General features: G+C 72.2%; 14 protein-coding genes. 8 read left to right on the top strand and 6 right to left on the bottom strand.

Annotation, left to right across the window (positions count from 1 at the left end):
* Window positions 1-900 carry a MauE/DoxX family redox-associated membrane protein gene (locus ACIOC1_RS32200; protein WP_355343733.1) on the top strand — a complete coding sequence of 300 codons (900 nt, stop codon included), beginning with the start codon at window positions 1-3 and terminating at the stop codon, window positions 898-900.
* Window positions 901-978: 78 nt separating this feature from the next.
* Here the strand turns inward: ACIOC1_RS32200 and ACIOC1_RS32205 are convergent, their stop codons facing one another.
* Both ACIOC1_RS32205 and ACIOC1_RS32210 read right to left on the bottom strand, forming a co-directional pair.
* A complete protein-coding gene (locus ACIOC1_RS32205) occupies window positions 979-5571 on the bottom strand; it encodes an endo-alpha-N-acetylgalactosaminidase family protein (protein ID WP_401857647.1) in 4593 nt (1530 codons plus the stop codon).
* Window positions 5572-5814: 243 nt separating this feature from the next.
* Entirely contained in the window at window positions 5815-6843 is a 1029-nt protein-coding gene (locus ACIOC1_RS32210) for a LacI family DNA-binding transcriptional regulator (protein WP_401857650.1), read from the bottom strand.
* A 144-nt stretch (window positions 6844-6987) separates the two neighbouring features.
* Between ACIOC1_RS32210 and ACIOC1_RS32215 the strand changes: the two genes are divergently transcribed.
* Entirely contained in the window at window positions 6988-8820 is a 1833-nt protein-coding gene (locus tag ACIOC1_RS32215; protein WP_401857653.1) for a glycoside hydrolase family 35 protein, read from the top strand.
* A gap of 32 nt (window positions 8821-8852) precedes the next feature.
* On the opposite strand, the gene ligD is transcribed toward ACIOC1_RS32215, so the two are convergent.
* Entirely contained in the window at window positions 8853-9884 is a 1032-nt protein-coding gene (ligD, locus tag ACIOC1_RS32220) for a non-homologous end-joining DNA ligase (RefSeq protein ID WP_355343720.1), read from the bottom strand.
* Window positions 9885-9961: 77 nt separating this feature from the next.
* Here ligD and ACIOC1_RS32225 point away from each other — a divergent pair, with 77 nt between their 5' ends.
* A complete protein-coding gene (locus tag ACIOC1_RS32225; RefSeq protein WP_355343717.1) occupies window positions 9962-11023 on the top strand; it encodes an ATP-dependent DNA ligase in 1062 nt (353 codons plus the stop codon).
* Window positions 11024-11059: 36 nt separating this feature from the next.
* On the opposite strand, the gene ACIOC1_RS32230 is transcribed toward ACIOC1_RS32225, so the two are convergent.
* Together ACIOC1_RS32230 and ACIOC1_RS32235 are read right to left on the bottom strand one after the other, a co-directional pair.
* A complete protein-coding gene (locus ACIOC1_RS32230; RefSeq protein WP_355343714.1) occupies window positions 11060-12289 on the bottom strand; it encodes an extracellular solute-binding protein in 1230 nt (409 codons plus the stop codon).
* Window positions 12290-12612: 323 nt separating this feature from the next.
* Window positions 12613-13035, bottom strand: coding sequence for a secondary thiamine-phosphate synthase enzyme YjbQ (locus ACIOC1_RS32235; RefSeq protein ID WP_355343711.1), 423 nt, complete (start codon window positions 13033-13035; stop codon window positions 12613-12615).
* A gap of 455 nt (window positions 13036-13490) precedes the next feature.
* On the opposite strand from ACIOC1_RS32235, the gene ACIOC1_RS32240 reads away from it, so the two are divergent.
* The 3 genes from ACIOC1_RS32240 to ACIOC1_RS32250 all read left to right on the top strand — a co-directional run bounded on the left by ACIOC1_RS32240 (window position 13491) and on the right by ACIOC1_RS32250 (window position 16770).
* Entirely contained in the window at window positions 13491-14696 is a 1206-nt protein-coding gene (locus tag ACIOC1_RS32240) for an LLM class flavin-dependent oxidoreductase (RefSeq protein ID WP_355343708.1), read from the top strand.
* Window positions 14697-14863: 167 nt separating this feature from the next.
* Entirely contained in the window at window positions 14864-15697 is an 834-nt protein-coding gene (locus ACIOC1_RS32245; protein ID WP_355343705.1) for a glycoside hydrolase family 3 N-terminal domain-containing protein, read from the top strand.
* A 230-nt stretch (window positions 15698-15927) separates the two neighbouring features.
* Window positions 15928-16770 (top strand): NAD(P)H-binding protein, encoded by an 843-nt coding sequence (locus ACIOC1_RS32250; protein WP_355343702.1) that lies wholly within the window; start codon window positions 15928-15930, stop codon window positions 16768-16770.
* Between the two features lie 13 nt (window positions 16771-16783).
* Here ACIOC1_RS32250 and ACIOC1_RS32255 read toward each other — a convergent pair whose 3' ends face one another.
* Window positions 16784-17320, bottom strand: a complete 537-nt coding sequence (locus tag ACIOC1_RS32255; protein WP_355343699.1) for a MarR family transcriptional regulator — start codon at window positions 17318-17320, stop codon at window positions 16784-16786.
* Window positions 17321-17496: 176 nt separating this feature from the next.
* On the opposite strand from ACIOC1_RS32255, the gene ACIOC1_RS32260 reads away from it, so the two are divergent.
* Both ACIOC1_RS32260 and ACIOC1_RS32265 read left to right on the top strand, forming a co-directional pair.
* Window positions 17497-18636, top strand: a complete 1140-nt coding sequence (locus tag ACIOC1_RS32260; protein WP_401857660.1) for an NAD(P)-binding domain-containing protein — start codon at window positions 17497-17499, stop codon at window positions 18634-18636.
* Between the two features lie 232 nt (window positions 18637-18868).
* A partial coding sequence (locus tag ACIOC1_RS32265) for a (Fe-S)-binding protein (RefSeq protein ID WP_401857663.1) occupies window positions 18869-19390 on the top strand: 522 nt, incomplete at its 3' end.

Consider the following 19390-nt stretch of genomic DNA (forward strand, 5'->3'; position numbering starts at 1 on the left):
ATGATCTCCGTCATCCCGAGTCTGGCGCCGCTGCTGTGCGGGGTCCTGCTCGCCGTGACCGGCGCGCCGAAGCTCTTCGGCCGCCGTACGGCCCAACTGGCCGCGAACACGGTCCTGGTGCGGGTCCTGGGCAACGGCCACCGCGCCACCCGGGCACTGCGCGCGGTGGGCGCGGTCGAGCTGCTGATCGCGGCGGCGCTGCTCGCCGTTCCCGAGGCCGTGGCGCCCGCCGTGGCAACGGCGGTGCTGGGCGCGGGCTTCACCGCGTATCTGGGGTACGCGCGGGCGACGGCGCCCGAGTCGTCCTGCGGGTGCAGCGCCCGTGACGAGGGGCCGGTCGGCTGGCGGTCCTTCACCCGTGCCGGTCTGGTCGTCGTGGGCGGTCTGGCCGCCGTGGCCGCCGACCGTACGTGGTGGTCGCGGATCGGCGGGGATCCGGTGCCGTCGGCCGTCGTCCTGGTGGTGGCCGCGGCGGTGCTGCTCGGTCTGTCCTCCGACCTCGACCAGCGGTGGCTGCGGCCGTTGCGCAAGCTGCGGCTGCGGGTCCTCGGGCATCCGCTGAGCGGTTCCGGCGAACGGGTGCCGGTCGCGGCGTCCGTGGAGCTGCTGGAGAACTCCCTGGCCTGGCAGGCGACGGCTCCCGTCGTCCGCTCCGCCCTGCTCGACCACTGGGACGACGAGGGCTGGCGCATCCTGCGGTTCGCGGGCGTCCACGAGGACTCGCGCGGGGCGCGGCCGGTGAACGTGCTGTTCGCGCTCGACCTGGCGGCGACCATCGACACGGCGCCCGTGCCCGCGGTGCGGGTGTCCGTCATCGACGACGTCACGGAGGAGCCGGTCGACGTGGACCCGCTCATCTCGGCGGCCGAGCGCCTTCAGCTCCTCCCGCTGGTCAACTGACCCGAGAACGACGGGGCGCGCCCCCCTCCCCGGTCAGGGAGGGGGGCGCGCCCCGCGTGGTGCCCGTTCGGGCCGTGGTCAGGCGCCCGGTGCGGGATCCGGCGGATAACCGACGGGCGTGTCGGCGTAACTGCCGTAGGCCCGCATCTCGGCTGCCGCCGCGAACGGCAGTCCGTTGAGCGCGCTGAGCGCGGTGAAGCGGACATAGCTCGCGCGGACCCGGTCGAAGGCGATGACCTGGGTCGACGGGGAGTCCACGAGGGTGCCGCGGGCGACGGTCGTCCAGGTAGTGCCGTTGTCGGAGACGGCGACCTCGTAGCCGGCCACCCGGCCGTTCTGCCCGCCGCTCTGGCGGTCGAGGTAGCCGAAGCCGTCGAGGTCGGCGGGGCCGCCCAGCTTGAGGGTCACCCAATGGGGGTACGGCGCCTCGGAGTTGGTGTAGTCGGTGTGCCAGATGGTGCCGGGGTCACCGTCGAGCACGTTGGAGACCGGTCCTTCCGCGGCTCCCGAGGAGAGGTTCTCGGAGTCCGCGGTCGCCGTCATCGAACTGGGCGAGAGCAGCGCGCGGGTCGCGACGGTCGCCTTGGCGTCCGCCGACACCGACTTGGTGGCCCCGTCGTCGGTGTAGCCCGCCACGGCCTTCCAGGAGGCGGCGGTCCCCGCCGCTCCCGCGGGCGGGGTCAGCAGCCAGGTGGTGCTCACCGACGCGCCGGGCTTCACGGTGGCGAAGCTGTTGCCGTGCTCGGTCTTCACCGCCGCGGTCCACCCGGCGGGCAGACCGTCGAGCCGCTGGACGACGCCGGTGGCGTCGGTCAGCTCGCTGTTGGTGAAGGTGGTCACGTACTCGCTCGGCACGCCGGGGCTCAGCTCGGCGGTCGGCGGCGTCGTCACACTCGCGCACGCCGGACCCGCCGGGGCGGGGCCCAGGTCGGTCACCGAGAAGTCGTCCAGCACGAAGTCCGTGCCGTTGGCGCCGCCGAGCTTGCGCAGCCCCACCCAGGTGTCGCCGCAGCCCGCGACGATCTCCTTGGAGTACGTGGCCGTGTCGAGCGCGGGCGCGAGCACGTCGCGCGTCACGTCCTTCGAGGCTACCTTTCCGCCGCCGACGACGTCCGCGCCGGTCACCCAGGCCCACTGGCCGTCGAGGTTGGTCTGGTAGCGGAAGGAGACCGCGTACGTGTGGCCCGCCACGAAGGGCACGGTCGCGGGCACCGTCCGGTAGACCAGACCGCTGTTCTCCTCGTGGGCCTTGAGCGAGTGGTTCCCGCCGATGACGTCGTCCACCGCCTGGCCCTTGAGGGTCCCTGAGTTGTACGGCGAGTAGGTGTTCTTCCAGGTCTTCTGGCTGTACGGGGCGTGCAGGTCGCTGATGCTGGTGCGCGGGTCGGTGGCGCCGCCCGCGTCGCCCTTGACGAAGGGTCCCCAGCCGGGCTGGTTGCCCTCGAAGTCGTCGCGCGCGAGGACGGTCCCGCCAGAACCGGCCGCCTTCTTGGGCAGCGGCAGCGTCGTGTCGGCCATCAGGCGTATGTCGTCCAGCGTGACGGCCGCGCCCCCCGCCACCGCGCTGACGGCGACGGTGACCTTGCCGTTGGACGGCGCGGTGAAGGTCACCGACGCGCGCTGCGAGTACGTGCCCTGCTTGGCGTCCGCGGCCATCTGGTTGGCGGCGGGCGTGGTGTCGAAGGTGTTCGCGGCGGGCTGCTTGCCGCCGGTGACGGCGAGGGTGGTGGCCCTGCGCTGCCCCTTGGCGATCTCGACGTTGGCGCTGAGGGTGTAGGTCTTGCCGGACGTCAGGCCCTTGACCTGCTGCGAGATGCCCGAGGCCGCGGCGCCGAGCCGGGCGACGTTGTCACCGTTGGCGGTGCGTACGGCGGTCGCGCCGCCGCGGGCGTTCCAGGCCGTGAGGTCGCCGGCGTTGAAGCCGGGGTCGTTCAGACCGGTGCCCTGCCCGAAGTCGACGTTGGTGTGCGGCGCCTTGCCGGACTGCGGGGCGAGCACGTACGGCTGGTTCTTGTCGCCGCTGATCGTGACCTTGCCGCCGGTCGGGGTGAGGTCACCGGCCTTCACCCGGCCCTGGTCGGTGAGCTTGTAGAGGGTGAAGCGCTTGGTGCCCGCGAACTGCCGTGTCACGTCGAAGGTGTGGGCGCCGCCGGACGCGCTGAAGTAGTACATCTTGTCGGCGTCGCTCGGCGAGGACGTGCCGTTGCCGCGCTTGGCCTCGCCCCACGGCAGCAGGTAGCTGTCGCCGTCGAGGACGAGCGCGCCGCCCATGGTCACCTGGCGCTTGCCGCCCGCCATCGCGACGTGGACACCGCCGGTGAGGTCGGCGGAGACGCCGAAGTCCCAGGTGGTGACCTGGTAGTGCTGGAGGAATTTGGTCGGCAGGTTGTCGGTCCAGATGTTCCGGTAGAAGGCGTCGTAGTCGTCCTGGCCGGTCCAGCCCTCGAACTCCTTGATGTCGGAGCCGCCGAGCAGCGGGTCGACGTTCCACACGTCGCGGTCGGAGTTGGCGATGAAGCGGACGATGTTGGAGTTGATGCCCTTGTTGGTGGCGCCGCCGTAGTTCTTGTCGCTCGCCCAGTGCGACCAGATCGAGTCGCCCTCGAATTTGTAGGCCCACTCGCTGGCGACCTCGAAGCCCATCGCGTGGAGCTGGCGGGCCAGTTCGTCGGCGAGCCAGCCGCTGGAGTAGTAGGCGTCGATGTAGACGGTCTTGATGCCGGGCGCCTGCTTGCGCAGTTCCTTGAAGCGGTCGAGGACGGCGCCGCTGCCGAGGTCGGTGCGCTGGTCGATGTGGTACGACTGGTTGAGCCAGTCCCAGCCGTTGACCTGGCCCTGGATGAGCCCCGAGCTGAAGTTCTTGGCCTGCGGGTACGCCTCGGTCACATTGACGTGGACGGCGATGTCGGAGTTGTAGTCGGCGCCCACGGAAGCCAGCTTGTCGAGGTCGGTGAGGCCGCCTGCCCTGACGTTGTAGTCGCCGCCGTAGTCCGGGTGCGCGGAGTCGTGGCCCTCGTTGGCGTAGCCCTTCTCCAGCACCCACTGGCCGAGGTCGTCGGTGGCCAGCGAGATCCGCTTGACGTTGTCGAGCGTTTTGAGGAACGGGTTGGTGGCCTGGCTCGCGAAGTTGAACGGGATGTGCTGCACGACGCGTTCGGGCACCCGGTCGGCGCCGAGCGGGCGCGTCATCGCGGCGCGGTAGGCGAGCGCGCCGTCCTCCCAGGTCACCTTGTTGTCGCCGTTGGCGTCACCGGAGAGCACGACCGTGGTCCGCGGCAGCGCGTACGTCGCCACCCGCCGGTCCGTGGCGCCCTTGGGCGCGTAGGTGTAGGTGCCGACGGACAGCTCCGCGCGGCGCGCGCCGCCGCCCGCGTCCACGATCCGCGACTGCAGCCGGGTGTTGCCGTTGTCGTTGTTGTCCTGCGCGGCGTCGTCGGTCGCGTCGGTGATCAGCCCGCCCGCGAGCGTGGAGTTGCTGACGAAGCCGTACGGGGTGCCGACGGACGCCTTGTCGGGCTTGGCCGCCGCGCTGATCGTGAGGAACTGGTCGGCCGTCGTCGTGGAGTCCGTGGAGATCTTCGTACGGGCCAGGCTCGCGTGCGGGTCGGAGGAGTCGACCGACAGCAGCGACTGGCCGGGGATCGAGAACTGGTTGACGGTACGGGCGGCGCTGCCGGTGATCTTCCGGACGGCGAAGACGACGGTCTTCTTCGCCGTCGCGGTGATCGTCGAGGTGATGGTGACGTTCGGCAGGTCGGCGAAGGTCGAGGTGTACGTCGCGGTGTCGCCGTGCGCGGACATCTTCGTGGTCGCGGTGTGCGCGGCGCCGTTGATGTCGAAGGTGTGCAGGACGGACGCCTGGCCCGCGAGGCTGCCGCCGTTCAGCGCGTACGAGATGACCTGCGGGAATTCCTTGGCGACCGTGACCTTGAGCGCGCCGTGCCTGATCTCGACGGGGGTCGCGGGGTCGGCCGGGGGCGGCGGGTCGACGGGCGCGGGCGTGGTGTCGCCGACGGCGCGGACCCTGATCTCGGAGGCGGAGGCGTTGTCGGACCCGTTGACGGCGCTCTCGGCCTCGACCTTCACATAGCGGCCGGTGACGGGCCTGTCGAAGACGACGGTCTGCACCTCGGTGTTGCTCGTCGGCTGGTGGAAGGAGCCGGTCGCGGCGGGCGCTCCCCAGTTCCCCTTCGGGTCCTTGGCGACGGCCGCGTCGTCGGTGACGAAGATCCGGTAGCCCTTGACCGGGCCGTTGGCCTGGTTCTTCACCGAGTAGTCGACACCGGTGAGGGTGAAGGAGCCGCCGACGTCGAGGGTGATCCAGTGCGGCATCGGGGTCTTGGCGACGCCGACGCCGCCGACCACGTCGTAGGCGGCCGTCCACTGCGTCGACGGGTCGTTGTCGAACGCGGCGAGCGCCGTGCCGTCCAGGGCCGGGGGCGCGGGGTAGGCGGGCGACTCGGAGTCTGCCTGGACCAGCGTGTACTGGGCGGGGTCGATCGGGGTGCCCGCGGCGGCGGCCGGGTCGGCCGCCGTCTGCGGCGGGGCGGCGAGCGCCGGAGTGACGCCGACCGACAGCAGGGCGAGCGAGGCGAGCAGGGCGGCGGCGGTCGCGGACCGCTGCCGCCGCCGCCTTCCACGGTGGGGTGATCGGGGCGAGCGCGAGGTCATTCCTGTACCACCTAGGGCCTTGAAGAGCCGGGAGCGAGTCGGGAGTGGTGGAGACTGTAGCGGCGATGGCATCGATAACACCAGAGCCCGACAGACCTTCTTGCACAGGTGATAGCGGCCGACATCGGGCGGTCGTGCGGCCGGTGTGGTCCGGGAACGCGGACAGGCGTCGGCACGGACGGCAGGGGGACGTACTCCCCCGCGCGTGGTGACGCCCTCAGGCCGTCGGCCGGCGCCTGACCGTCAGCGGCGGGCGGGCGCCGTGCTGGCGCGGACGACCAGCGTCGGCTCCACGGAGGCCGGTTCCAAGGTGGCGTCCGGGTCCGCGATGTACCGCATGAGGTGGGAGACCGCGAGCGCCCCCATCTCGGCGAAGGGCTGGGCCACCGTGGTCAGCGAGGGCGAGCAGTACTCGGCGAGCGCGATGTCGTCCACGCCCACGACGGAGATGTCCTCCGGCACCCTGCGGCCCAGTTCGTGCAGGGCGCGGATCACGCCGAACGCCATCTCGTCACTGGCCACGAAGACCGAGGTGACGTCGGGGATCCGGCCGAGGATGAGGCCGTTGCGGTAGCCGGAGGCGGGCGACCAGTCGCCCGTCAGCTCCGGCGGCACCGTCCTGCCCTCCGCTTCGAGCACCGCGCGCCAGCCCTGCGACCGGCTCGCCGCGTCCAGCCACTCGCCGGGTCCCGCGACGTGCCAGACCGTCTCGTGGCCCAGGTCCAGCAGGTGCCGGGTGGCCAGCCGCGCCGCCGCCGACTGGTCGACGGCGACCACTTCGGTCGCCGACGTGCGCGAACCGTCGACGGTGATGGTGGGCACGGCGCTGGTGAGCTGCTCGATCTGGCGGCTCACATGGATCAGCGGAACGGCGAGCACGACGCCTTCGACGTGCTGGTCGGCCAGCCGCAGCATCGAGCTCTCGATGGCGGAGGTGTCCAGCGAGGCGGTGGTGGCGGTGCTGACCGCGTAACCGGCCTCCTGAGCGGCCCGTTCGATGCCGAGGGTGAGGGCGGTGCGGGAGTAGAAGCTGGTCTGGAGGGTGACCACGCCGATGGTGCGGCTGCGGCCGGAGGAGAGCATGCGCGCCGCGTTGTTCCTGCGGTAACCGAGCTGGTCGACGGCGGCGAGCACCTTGGCGCGGGTCTTGTCCTGCACATTGGGGTGACCGGCCAGGGCCCGCGAGACGGTCTGCGCGGAGACCCCGGCGACCCGTGCGACATCCGCCATGCCGGGCGGACGGGAGGCGTCGCGCGCGCTCTGGTTCTTCATGGGTCCCTTCCGGCTGATCCGCTGCCGCCGATGATAGCGGTCGCACCCGCCCAAAGGGGGCGCTCTCCAGCTCGTGGTCCCGCCCCGGACCGGCTGAAGGCACCGCGTTGGCATCGATAACAATCTGTGCCACAGTTCGGTGCTGTGAGCCTTCCGACCACCACCGCACCCGCGGACGCCAACGGCCGACCCGCGCCCCTGCTGTCGTATCCGCACGGCACGTTCCTGCGCGGCGGGCAGCCGCACCGCGTCCTGGCAGGGTCGCTGCACTACTTCCGGGTCCACCCCGAGCAGTGGGCCGACCGGCTGGAACGCCTCGCGGCCATGGGGCTCAACACCGTGGACACGTACGTCCCGTGGAATTTCCACGAGGCGCGCCGGGGACGGCCGTCCTTCGACGGCCCGCGCGACATCGAGCGGTTCGTCGCGCTCGCGCGGGACACCGGCCTGGACGTGATCGTGCGCCCCGGCCCGTACATCTGCGCCGAGTGGGACAACGGCGGCCTGCCCGCGTGGCTGACCGGGACGCCCGGCATGCGGCTGCGCTCCTCGCACCGGCCCTTCCTCGACGAAGTGGCGCGCTGGTTCGACGCGTTGATCCCGCGCGTCGCCGCGCTCCAGGCGGCCCGCGGCGGGCCGGTGGTCGCCGTGCAGGTGGAGAACGAGTACGGCAGCTACGGCGACGACCACGGCTATGTGGCGTGGGTGCGCGACGCGCTGGTGGAGCGGGGCATCACCGAACTGCTCTACACCGCGGACGGCCCGACCGACCTGATGCTCGACGGCGGCGCCCTGCCGGGCACGCTGACCACGGCGACCTTCGGGTCCCGCGCCGCGCAGGCCGCCGAACTGCTGCGCTCGCGCAGAGCGGGCGAGCCGTTCGTCTGCGCCGAGTTCTGGAACGGCTGGTTCGACCACTGGGGCGAGAAGCACCACATCCGGACCGTCGACAGCGCGGAGGCCACGCTCGCCGAGATCCTGGACGAGGGCGGCTCGGTGAGTGTCTACATGGCGCACGGCGGCACCAACTTCGGTCTGTGGGCGGGCGCCAACCACGACGGCGACAGGCTCCAGCCGACCGTGACCAGCTACGACTCGGACGCGCCGGTCGCCGAACACGGCGGCCTCGGCCCGAAGTTCTTCGCCCTGCGCGACCGGCTGCTCGCGGTGACCGGCGCGGCCGAAGCCTCCCGGCCGCTGCCCGCGACCGCGCCGCCGCTCACCGCTCGCGCGCTGCCCGTGGTCCGGGGCGCCGGTCTGCTGGACGCGCTCACCGCGCTGTCGCGGCCGGTGGCGTCCCCGCATCCGCTGAGCTTCGAGGAGCTGGAACAGCCCTCGGGGCTGGTGCTCTACCGCGCCCGCCCCCGTCTGCCGCGCGGCCCGCGGGAGATCACCGTGCACGGGCTGCACGACCGCGCCCAGGTCTTCGTGGACGGCGCGCCCGCCGGTGTGCTCGACCGGGAGACCGGCTCGCTCACCGTCGAGGGCGCCGGCGAGCCCGTACTGCTGGAACTCCTGGTCGAGAACCAGGGCCGGATCAACTACGGTCCGCTGCTCGGCCAGGGCAAGGGCATCCTCGGCGGGGTCCGCGTCGAGCGCCGCCTGGTGCACAACTGGTCGGTCCACGGACTGCCGCTGGACGAATGGCCCGCTGCCGTCGTGGAGCGCGCGCCGTCGGTCGCCCCGCCGTCCGGCGACGCGGGTTTCGCGACCGCCCGGTTCACGGCGGACGCCCCGGCCGACACCTTCCTGGCCTTTCCCGGCTTCGGCAAGGGCTTCGCCTGGGTGAACGGCACGCTGCTCGGCCGGTACTGGGAGATCGGCCCGCAGGTCACCCTCTACGTGCCCGCGCCGCTGCTGACGGCCGGCGAGAACACCGTCACGGTGCTGGAGCTGGAGCGTTTCGGCGACCGCGTCGAGCTGCGCGACCGGCCGGAGCTGGGGCCGACCGAGGAGTACGTCGAGACGTTCGACTGAATCGCGCGGCCGGAGGCCACCGCTTCGCGTCGCTACCCGTCCGCGTCGCTGTCCGACGCGGCCTTCTTGGCGCGGCTCGGCTGCACCCGCTTGGGCTCGCCCTTCATCTTGGGGTGCTCCGGCGGGTAGGGCAGGTCGCCGAGGCCGTGCTCGCGCTCGTCCTTGTCGGCCAGTTCGAGCGCCGCGTCCAGCCGGAAGGCGTGCTCGTCCATGTCGGCGTGCACGTCGCCGGCCTCCGCGAACCGCCCCGGCATGGTGCCCAGGTCGAAGTCCTCGGGCACGGCGCTGCTCACCTCGTCCCAGCGCAGCGGCGCCGAGACCGGGGCGTGCGGGAACGGCCGTACGGAGTAGGCGCTGGCGATCGTGCGGTCGCGCGCGGTCTGGTTGTAGTCGACGAAGATCCGCTCGCCGCGCTCCTCCTTCCACCATGCGGTGGTGATCCGGTCGGGCGCGCGGCGCTCCAGTTCGCGGCCGATCGCGATGGCCGAGCGCCGTACCTGGGTGAAGGTCCACTGCGGCGCGATCGGCACGAAGACGTGCAGGCCGCGTCCGCCGGAGGTCTTCGGCCAGCCGGTCAGGCCGAGTCCGTCCAGCACCTCGCGCAGCATGAGCGCCGCGCGTACGGCGTCGCCGTAGTCCGTGCCGGGCTGCGGGTCGAGGTCGATGCGCAGTTCGTCGGGGTGATCGGTGTCGGCGCGGCGCACCGGCCAGGGGTGGAAGGTGAAGGTGCCGAGGTTGGCGGCCCACAGGACGGCGGCGGTCTCGGTGGGGCAGATCTCGTCGGCGTACCGGCCGCTGGGGAAGGCGATCCGGGCGGTGGGGATCCAGTCGGGCAGATTCTTCGGGGCCCGCTTCTGGAAGAAGGACTCGCCCTCCACGCCGTGGATGTAGCGCTCCAGTGTGGTCGGCCGGTCCCTGACCGCGCGCAGGATGCCGTCGCCGACGCTGAGGTAGTACCTCACCAGGTCGGCCTTGGTGAATCCGCGCTGCGGGAAGTAGACCTTGTCCGGGTGGGACACCCGGACGGCCCGCTCGCCGACGGTCAGTTCCAGCGTCTCGGCCATGCGACCACGCTAGGCCGTACGGCCGGGCGGCGCCCGTCGGCGGGCGCCCCCGGGCGGGGCCGCGCACAATCACCAGCATGGACCTTCCGGTGATGCCCCCTGTGCGGCCGATGCTGGCGAAGTCCGCCGCGGCCGTCCCGCCCGGCATGCTCTACGAGGCCAAGTGGGACGGTTTCCGGGCGATCGTCTTCCGCGACGGCGACGAGATCGAGCTGGGCAGCCGCTCGGGCAAGCCGCTGACCCGGTACTTTCCCGAGCTGGTCGAGGCGCTGCGGGAGCGGATTCCGCCGCGCTGCGTGCTGGACGGCGAGATCGTCATCGTGCGGGGCGGCCGGCTGGACTTCGACGCGCTGCTGGAGCGGATTCATCCGGCGGAGTCCCGGGTCCGCCATCTGGCGGAGGTGACGCCCGCGTCCTTCGTCGCCTTCGACCTGCTGGCCGTGGGCGACGAGACGCTGCTGCCGGTGCCGCAGCGGGACCGGCGCGAGGTGCTGGTGGAGGCGTTGCGGGAGGCGACGGCGCCGGTGTTCACCGCGCCCGCCACCCAGGACATCGACACGGCCAAGGAGTGGTTCTCCCGCTTCGAGGGCGCCGGTCTCGACGGGGTCGTCGCCAAACCCCTGCATCTGCCGTACCGGCCGGGCGAGCGCGTCATGATCAAGGTCAAGCACGAGCGCACCGCGGACTGCGTGGTGGCCGGGATGCGGCTGCACAAGAGCGGTCCCGTGGTCGGCTCGCTGCTGCTCGGTCTGTACGACGCCGAGGGGATGCTTCAGCACGTCGGCGTCTGCGCGTCCTTCCCGATGCGCCGCCGCGAGGCGCTGATGACGGAGCTGGAGCCGCTGCGGATGGCGTCCGTCGAGGGCCATCCGTGGCAGGAGTGGGCGAGCGAGGAGGCGCAGGCCGCCGACCGGCTGCCGGGCGGTCCCAGCCGGTGGACCGGCAAGAAGGACCTGTCGTGGATCCCGCTGCGCCCCGAGCGGGTGGTCGAGGTGGCCTACGACCACATGCAGGGCGACCGGTTCCGCCACACCGCGCAGTTCCGCCGCTGGCGCCCGGACCGGGAGGCCGCGGAGTGCACGTACGCGCAGTTGGAGGAGCCGGTGGGGTACGACCTGGCGGAGGTGCTGGGCGCCTGACCGGCCGTGCGGCGGCGCCCTCGTCCGCGCCTCGGACTACCTGGCGCCGTCGCTGCGCTGGGCGTCGCGCTGGAGGCCGGCCAGTACGACCTTGGGGTCGCGGTGCACGGCCTGTCCGATGTCCTTCTTCAGTTCGGCGCTGACCGGGGCCCAGGACGCCTTGGCGACGGGATAGAACGCCGCGTCCGACAGCAGGTTCATGAATGGCACGAGATCGCGGTACCGCGGATCCATCCTGACCGTTTCCGCGACTTTCACCGTGACCGGGAGCAACTTGTACTCCTGTTGGAATTTCAACAAATTCTCTTCGCTGTATATGTACTGGAGGAACTTGGCGTCGGCCTCCCGGTGTCCCTTCTGCCGGAAGGCCATCATCCAGTCGGCGTTCCCGAGCGCTTGCGAACTGGGGCCCGTCCTTCCGGGAAGCGGCGCCACTCCGATGTCGATTCCGGCCGCCTTCGCGGAGGGAAGCAGCGTCAGATGGCCGTTGAGCATCCCCGTGCGGCCCGCGAGGAAGTCGCTGAAGGCATCGCTGACACTCGTCCTGGCCGGGTCCTTGGGGCCGACGAGACCGGCGTCGACGAGGTTCTTCTTCAGCCAGACGAAGGCGTCGACATTGCGCACCGAGTCCAGGTTGTACGAGCCGACGTTGTCGGTGTAGCCGCCGTCGTTGCCGATCATCCACATCATGGTCTCGGCTTCCGCTTCCTGCGGGCCGAGCGGCAGTCCGTACGGCACCGGGACGCCGTGCTCCTTGAGCTTGACTGCGTCGCGCCTGATGTCGGCCCAGGTCTCCGGGGCGCGGGTGATGCCCGCGCGGGCGAAGAGCTTCTTGTTGTAGAAGAACATCCGGGTGGAGGCGACCCACGGGATGCCGTACTGCACGTGGTTGACGGAACCGGCGTCCGTCAGCGACGGGACGAAGGCGGACTGCATGCTGATCGGGAACAGTTCGTCCGCGCTGTAGAGCTGCTTGCCGTCGCTGAAGGCGCTGAAGGAGTCGAGCTGCGCGAGATCGGGCGCCTGGCCGTCCTCGACCATGGTGGCGACCTGCGCGTCGGCGTCGGCGACGGGCACGAACTGCACGTCGATCGTGATGTTCGGATTCCGCTCCTCGAACGAGCGGGCCAGGCTGTTCCAGGTCTGGGCCACCGGACTCGCGGTCTTCAGACCGCTGTAGTCGGTGGCGACCACGTGCAGGGTGATGGCCTTGCTCCGCGGTGAGGTGTTCCCGCACGCGCCGAGGGTGGTCACCGCCAGCACCATCGAGCCACCGACCGCCGCTAAGCCCAGGAATCGTCGCCGCCGCACCGCTTTCTACCGCCTTCGTATATTACTCGCCCCGTATTAGCCGTGCCGAGTTTTCCGCATGCCTTCACCAACGGTCAACACCACACGTGATATCCCGTCAGAAGAAGCGGAGCGCCCAGGTACAACACATCGCGGTATTTCGGAAATCGCGCCAGTCATATCCGCCGCAAAAGGCTGATATGACTGGCGCGATGTGTGTCGGGGCGTCGGGATGTGGCGGCGCTCCAGGCGGAGCGGCGCGGCGTGCGGGTCAGCGCTTCTCGGCGAGCGCCCGCCGGTCAGCCCAGAAAGCTCAGCCGGACCTGCCGGCGCGGATTGTCGACGTTGGTGTCCACCAGGACGACCGACTGCCAGGTGCCGAGTTCCAGGCGGCCGTCCAGTACCGGCAAGGTGGCGTGCGGCGGGACGAGCGCGGGGAGTACGTGGTCGCGGCCGTGCCCGCGGCTGCCGTGGCGGTGGCTCCAGCGGTCGTCGGCGGGGAGCAGGTCCTGGAGCGCGGCGAGCAGGTCGTCGTCGCTGCCCGCGCCCGTCTCGATGACGGCCACGCCCGCGGTGGCGTGCGGCACGAAGACGTTCAGCAGCCCGTCGCGCCCGGCCGCCGCCTCGCGCAGGAACGACGCGCAGGCGTCGGTGAGGTCGTGGACGGTCTCGCTGGAGCCGGTCGCGATGTCGATGACGCGTGAGGTGAGGTTGTCGGCCATACGTCCATGGTCACTCAATTCCGCGGGGCGGCGGGGGTGTCGGCGCGGCGGGTCGCCGGGGTCCCCGTGCCCGGCGGCGGGGGGGCGGGCTCCGGCCCGGCGGGCGGCTTGCGCCGCGATCAGCCGCTTTCCGCGGCCATCCGCCGCCATCCGCGAGGTGAGACGGCGTTGACCTGCCGACGGACGCGTGACTACCGTCGTTGTATGCCGCGTCCCTGCATGCTCACCTCGCGTGGTCACATCGACCTCCTGCGGGTGGCGTCTGCCGCGTGTTGTCGCGGTCGCTGACGTTTCGCGCCGCTTCCCCTCCCCCGCGCTTCCGTAGCTCTTCTTCGCGTTCCGGCCCCGCCGGTCCCCTCGGGACGTCCCCGCGGTGATCCGGCGGACCTCCCGTGCCGCGCGCCGGGATCCCGCCGGACCGCACCGGATCCCGCCCATCGAAAGGCGTCCGCCCGATGTCCGTACACCTGCACTGGTTCCTGCCCACCGGCGGCGACGGCCGCACCCTGGTGGACCGCCACGTCTACACCGACGGAGGCGTGAAGCGCTCCCGGATCACGCCGGTCTCCGGCATCCGCGCCCCCGACATCGAGTATCTGGCTCAGATCGCGCGCGCCGCCGACCAGTTGGGGTTCGAGGGGGTGCTGACGCCGACCGGTACGTGGTGCGAGGACGCGTGGCTGACGACGCTGGCGCTGACCCAGCACACCGAGCGGCTGAAGTTCCTGGTCGCCTTCAGGCCCGGGGTGATCTCGCCGGTGCTCGCGGCGCAGATGGCGGCCACGTATCAGCGGATCAGCCGGGGGCGGCTGCTGCTCAACGTGGTGACCGGCGGCGACTCCACCGAGCAGAAGCGGTTCGGCGACCATCTCGACCACGACAGCCGGTACGCGCGCACCGCGGAGTTCCTGTCGGTGGTGCGCGGGGTGTGGGAGGGCAAGCCGTTCGACTACGACGGCGAGCACTACCAGGTGGCGGGCGGGCTGGTGGCGCTGCCGCCCGAGCCCCGCCCCGACATCTTCTTCGGCGGTTCCTCTCAGGCCGCCGGGCCGGTCGCAGCCCGCTACGCCGACGTCTATCTGACCTGGGGCGAGCCGCCCGAGCAGGTGAAGCGGAAGATCGACTGGATCAGGGGGCTGGCGGAGGCCGAGGGCCGTACGGTCAGATTCGGCATCCGGCTGCACGTCATCGCGCGGGACTCGGCGCGCGACGCGTGGGCGACCGCGGACCGGCTGCTGGCCGACCTCGACGAGGACACGGTCGCCGCGGCCCAACAGGCGCTCGGCCGCAGCGAGTCGGTGGGCCAGCAGCGGATGCTGGCGCTGCACGGCGGGCAGCGGGACAAGCTGGAGATCTCGCCGAATCTGTGGGCGGGCGTCGGGCTGGTGCGCGGGGGCGCAGGTACGGCGCTGGTCGGCGCCCACGCGGAGGTCGCCGACCGGATCGAGGAGTACCACGCGCTGGGCATCGACCACTTCATCTTCTCCGGCTATCCGCACCTGGAGGAGGCGTACTGGTTCGGCGAGGGCGTGATGCCGGAACTGGCCGCGCGCGGTCTGCTGGAGGCCCTTCCGTCGCCGCTGTCCGCCGTGCCCGCCGCCAACGGCCGCCCGCCGTCCGCTCCGGGCGGAGCGCCGCTGCTGCTGTCCGGGGGCCGCTGAGCGGTCCGCGGCCGTGGGGCCGGCTGTGGGCGCGGGGGTCACCGAGGGGACGCGGACCTGGGGTGATTGCCGCCTCCGGGCATTGGTCTGTACCATTCGGCGGGCCTCGGGATATCGCCGGGGCTCGGGACATCCGCCTCTGTCGCGCCCCGAAGGGGGACCACCACGTGAACGCGCTGCACCGGCTCGCCGTGCTCGTCGACTCGTGCCTGCTGCCCGCCGTCGACGGCGCGGACGAGAGACTTCCCGACTGGATCCTGCGCGGCCTGGAACGCGGTACCCCCGGCGTCGCGGTGCACGCCCGCGGCCAGGCGGCGCGCAAGGCGTCCGACACGCTGCGCGCGGCGCTCCCCGACGCCCTCACCGGTCACCCGGAGCCGCACCGGCCGGGTGGCGGCAGCGCCGCGGCGGCCGAACTCATGGCGGCCGGTGCCAATCTGCACCTCGCTGTACGGCCCGGCACCCGCGCCGACGAGACGCGGGTCTTCGTGACCGACCTCCAGACGCACGGAGTGGCCGCCGCGCTGGGGCCGTTCACCGGTACGGGCAGCCTGCGGCCCTTCGCCGAGGGGGCCGCGGCCGGTGTCCGCGCGATCACCGCGGGGCGCTCCCCGGTACCCGGCGAGGACGGTCTGCCCGCCACGCTCAGCGGCCCGGCCGTCACCGGCATCCTGCGCGGCGAGCTGGGTTACGGCGGGGTCGTGGTCAGCGACACCCTGGACGCGCCGTCGATCGTCGACGGCTGGGGCGTGCCGGGCGCGGCCGTGCTCGCCTGGATCGCCGGGGTCGACCTGGTACGCCTCGGCCCCGCGAGCGGCGCGGGTGTGCACGACGCGATCCACACGGCGGCGGCCCGCGCGGTCGCCGACGGCGACCTGCCGCTGTCCCGGCTGGAGGAGGCGGCGGAACGCGTCTCCCGGCTGCGCCGCTGGGCCTCGGAACCGCGCATGCCCGCCCCGGCCGGGGTCACGGGTCCGTCGGCCCGCACACCGGCCCCCTGAGGCGGCGCACGCTCCTTGGATCGCGGCGGCGGCGCGGGTCCATCGCGCGCCGGCACCCTGTCACCGATCCGTTTGACAGCCCTGGAGATGACGCCCATATTTATCTGCGTGACACAGACTCTTCGTGGCGCACAGTTTTCGCCACGACTGCTCCCTCCGACCTTCCGTCGGCCGCACGGCTCCTTGTGCCACCCGCTCCCAAGCCCTTTCCACGAACGGGGAACACCGCCATGACCGTCCTCATCACCGGAAGCCGCGGGCGCGTCGCCCGCGCCCTCACCGCGCTCCTTCACGACCGGGGCGCCGACGTACGCGTCGCCTCGCGGAAGCCGGAGGAGGTCGAACCGCCGGAAGGGGTGCGGACCACCGCCCTGAGCCTGGACGACCCGTCCGGCTTCCCCGCCGCGCTCGCGGGGGTCGACTCGGTGTTCCTCTACGCCGAGGCGTCGCACATCGGCGCGTTCCTGGAGCAGGCGGAACGGGCGGGGGTCGGGCACGTGGTGCTGCTCTCGTCCGCCAGCGTCATGGAGCCCGACGCCGAGCGCGACCCGATCGCCCGGCACCACCTGGAGGTGGAGACCGCGCTCGCCGCCTCACCGATCGCCTCGACCGTGCTGCGCCCCGGCGCCTTCGCCGCCAACGCCCTCCAGTGGGCGTGGCCCATCAAGGCGTCAGGCGCGGTGAATCTGCCGTATCCCGGCGCCCACACCGACCCCGTGCACGAGGCCGATCTCGCCGAGGCGGCCTGCGCGGCGCTCACCGATTCCCGTGTGCGCGGCGGGACGTACCACCTGACGGGGCCCGAGTCGCTGAGCTTCGCCGAGCAGGTCGACGTGCTCGCGGACGCCACGGGACAGCCGATCGCCGCCGTGCCGGTGAGCCGTGAGGCATGGCGGGCGGAGACGGCGGAGCATCTGCCCGAGGCGTTCGCCGAGGCGCTGCTCGACTGGTGGAAGGCGCTCGACGGTACGCCCACGGAGGTGACCGACACTCTTGAACGGCTGATCGGGCGTCCGCCGCGCACCTTCGCGTCCTGGGCGGCGGAGAACGCCGCCGCCTTCACCCGCCCGTAGCGGGTACGGCGGATCAGGCCCCGGCGGCGCCCCTGTGCTCCTCGCCCGCGCCGCCGGGGTCGGCCACGTCACCCGCCCGCAGCCGCGCGATCTGTGCGGTGCTCAGGTCGACGGTGCGGCGCATATGGGCGAGCAGGAGCGCGAGTTGGTCGTCGTCGTAGGAGTCGAGCATCCGCCACCAGCCGCCGCTCAGGCCGCCCCACACACGGCCGAAGTCCGCCATCCGGTCGGGCACGGTGGTCACCATGACCCGGCGCCGGTCCTCGGTGTCCCGCTCACGGACCACGTAACCCGCGCGTTCCAGCCGGTCCACGAGCCGGGTGGCGGAGCCGGTGGTGAGGCCGGTCAGCTCGGCGATCCGCCCGATGGTGACCGGGCGCGACTCCAGGCTCAGCAGATTGAGGCACTGCACGTCCGTGGGGTGCAGCCCGAAGTAGTCGGCGAGCGCCTGGTTGAACAGCGCGTACGACGCCGTGTAGTGGCGCGAGGCCACGGACAGCTCGGACAGCAGATCGGAGCGGCGGCCGGTGGGGGCGTCGGTCCGCGCCATGGTGCCTCCTGCGTGGTTCCGCGCGGCCGTGGAGGCCCGCGCCCGTGCCGTCGCGCTTCTCTGCGCGACGCAGACAGTTTGGCAGACCGCCGCCCGCCCGGACACCGACGTCTCCCGCGTCCCCGGCCGCCCGCGCGCGGGGGAAGCTTTCACTCGCCCCCACCGTTGGGTGAAACATGAACGACTTGGGTGACGCGGCGGACGGGCCGGACGTGTCCGGCGTGCGGAACGTGCGGACGGTCGTGGTCGGCGCCGGGCAGGCGGGGCTCTCGGCCGGGTATTTCCTGCGCCGCGCGGGGCTGCGGTCCGGCACGGACTTCGTCGTCCTCGACCACTCCCCCGGCGCGGGCGGCGCCTGGCAGTTCCGCTGGCCGTCGCTCACCTACGGCAAGGCGCACCGCGTACATGAGCTGCCCGGTATGCCGCTGGGCGACGCAGACCCCGACCGGCCGTCCGCCGAGGTGGTCGGCGAGTACTTCGCGCGCTACGAGCGGGAGTTCGACCTGGATGTCCGGCGGCCGGTCGACGTCACCGCCGTACGGGAGGGGGTCGCGGGGCGGCTGCGGGTGGAGACCGACGCGGGTGTGTGGTCCACGCGGACGCTGATCAACGCGACCGGCACCTGGGACCGGCCGTTCCTGCCGTACTACCCGGGCCAGGAGACCTTCCTCGGGCGGCAGTTGCACACGGCGGAGTACCGGGGATCGGCGGAATTCGCCGGGAAGCACGTCCTGGTGGTCGGCGGCGGTACGTCGGCGGTGCAGCTGCTGATGGAACTGGCCGAGGTCGCCCGCACCACCTGGCTGACCCGTCGCCCGCCGGTCTTCCACAGCGCGCCCTTCGACCAGGAGTGGGGACGTTCCGCGGTCGCCCTCGTCGAGGACCGGGTGCGCCGGGGGCTGCCGCCGCAGAGCGTCGTCAGCGTCACCGGGCTGGCCGCGACCGACGCGATCCGCGACGCGCAGGTGCGCGGGGTCCTGCGGCCCGAGCCCGTCTTCGACCGGATCACCCCGCGCGGCGTCGCGTGGTCCGACGGCCGCACGCTGGACGCCGACGTCATCTTGTGGGCGACCGGCTTCCGCGCGGCCCTCGACCACCTGGCCCCGCTCAAACTGCGCGAGCCCGGCGGCGGCGTCCGGCTCGACGGCACGCGCGTGGCCAAGGACCCCCGCGTCCACCTGGTCGGCTACGGCCCGTCGGCGAGCACGATCGGCGCCAACCGGGCGGGGCGAAGCGCCGTACGCGAGATCCGCGCCTTCCTGGCCACCCGAACAGCCGAACCCACGAGCGAGCGTTCGTTCGAACGCGTGCACTGAACGCGAGTTGTCCCCTGCGACCCACAGGGACGCGTGATGCTTACCGACCGTCCCGGGAGGGGCGGCGCTCCACGTTGTCCGCCGCCCCGGTCGTCCGCACGCCTGCCGCTCTGGCCACCGATTCCGATAAACATCGGATGTCTCGCTTCCCCGCGTCACGCCGTTGCGGCAGTATGAGCGCCATGGGTCATCGTCAGTCGCACGGCCTGCCGCGGCGCGGCGCGGAGGAGACATGCGCGTAGCGCTTTTCGTGACATGCGTGAACGACCTGTTGTACCCGGACACGGGGCGGGCCGTCGTCACCCTGCTGGAACGGCTCGGCGTCGAGGTGGACTTCCCCGCCGCCCAAACGTGCTGCGGACAGCCCCAGTTCAACACCGGCTACCGGCACGAGACAGAGCCGCTGGTCCGCCGCTACGCCGCCGCCTTCGACGCCTACGACCACGTGGTCACGCCGTCCGGCTCCTGCGCGGCCATGGTGCGCGACAACTACCCGCGGATCGCCGCCAAGGCCGTCGCCGAGGGCCGCGACCGGGGACTCACCGAGGCCGCGGCGAGCGCCGTGCCGAAGACGTACGAACTCACGGAGTTCCTGGTGGACGTGCTGGGGGTGACGGATGTGGGCGCGTACTTCCCGCACACGGTGACCTATCACCCGTCCTGTCACGGGCTGCGGATGCTGGGGCTCGGTGAGCGGCCCCGGCGGCTGTTGGAAGCCGTGAAGGGGCTTGAGCTGCGGGAGTTGGAGGGTGCG

The sequence above is a fragment of the Streptomyces sp. NPDC088197 genome (assembly GCF_044741185.1).
Classification (GTDB): Bacteria; Actinomycetota; Actinomycetes; order Streptomycetales; family Streptomycetaceae; genus Actinacidiphila.

Coding starts and splice junctions, on each gene's coding strand:
- ACIOC1_RS32200 (WP_355343733.1), top strand. CDS start 1: ATGATCTCCGTCATCCCGAGTCTGGCGCCGCTGCTGTGCGGGGTCCTG.
- ACIOC1_RS32205 (WP_401857647.1), bottom strand. CDS start 5,571: ATGACCTCGCGCTCGCCCCGATCACCCCACCGTGGAAGGCGGCGGCGG.
- ACIOC1_RS32210 (WP_401857650.1), bottom strand. CDS start 6,843: ATGAAGAACCAGAGCGCGCGCGACGCCTCCCGTCCGCCCGGCATGGCG.
- ligD (WP_355343720.1), bottom strand. CDS start 9,884: ATGGCCGAGACGCTGGAACTGACCGTCGGCGAGCGGGCCGTCCGGGTG.
- ACIOC1_RS32225 (WP_355343717.1), top strand. CDS start 9,962: ATGGACCTTCCGGTGATGCCCCCTGTGCGGCCGATGCTGGCGAAGTCC.
- ACIOC1_RS32230 (WP_355343714.1), bottom strand. CDS start 12,289: ATGGTGCTGGCGGTGACCACCCTCGGCGCGTGCGGGAACACCTCACCG.
- ACIOC1_RS32235 (WP_355343711.1), bottom strand. CDS start 13,035: ATGGCCGACAACCTCACCTCACGCGTCATCGACATCGCGACCGGCTCC.
- ACIOC1_RS32240 (WP_355343708.1), top strand. CDS start 13,491: ATGTCCGTACACCTGCACTGGTTCCTGCCCACCGGCGGCGACGGCCGC.
- ACIOC1_RS32250 (WP_355343702.1), top strand. CDS start 15,928: ATGACCGTCCTCATCACCGGAAGCCGCGGGCGCGTCGCCCGCGCCCTC.
- ACIOC1_RS32255 (WP_355343699.1), bottom strand. CDS start 17,320: ATGGCGCGGACCGACGCCCCCACCGGCCGCCGCTCCGATCTGCTGTCC.
- ACIOC1_RS32260 (WP_401857660.1), top strand. CDS start 17,497: ATGAACGACTTGGGTGACGCGGCGGACGGGCCGGACGTGTCCGGCGTG.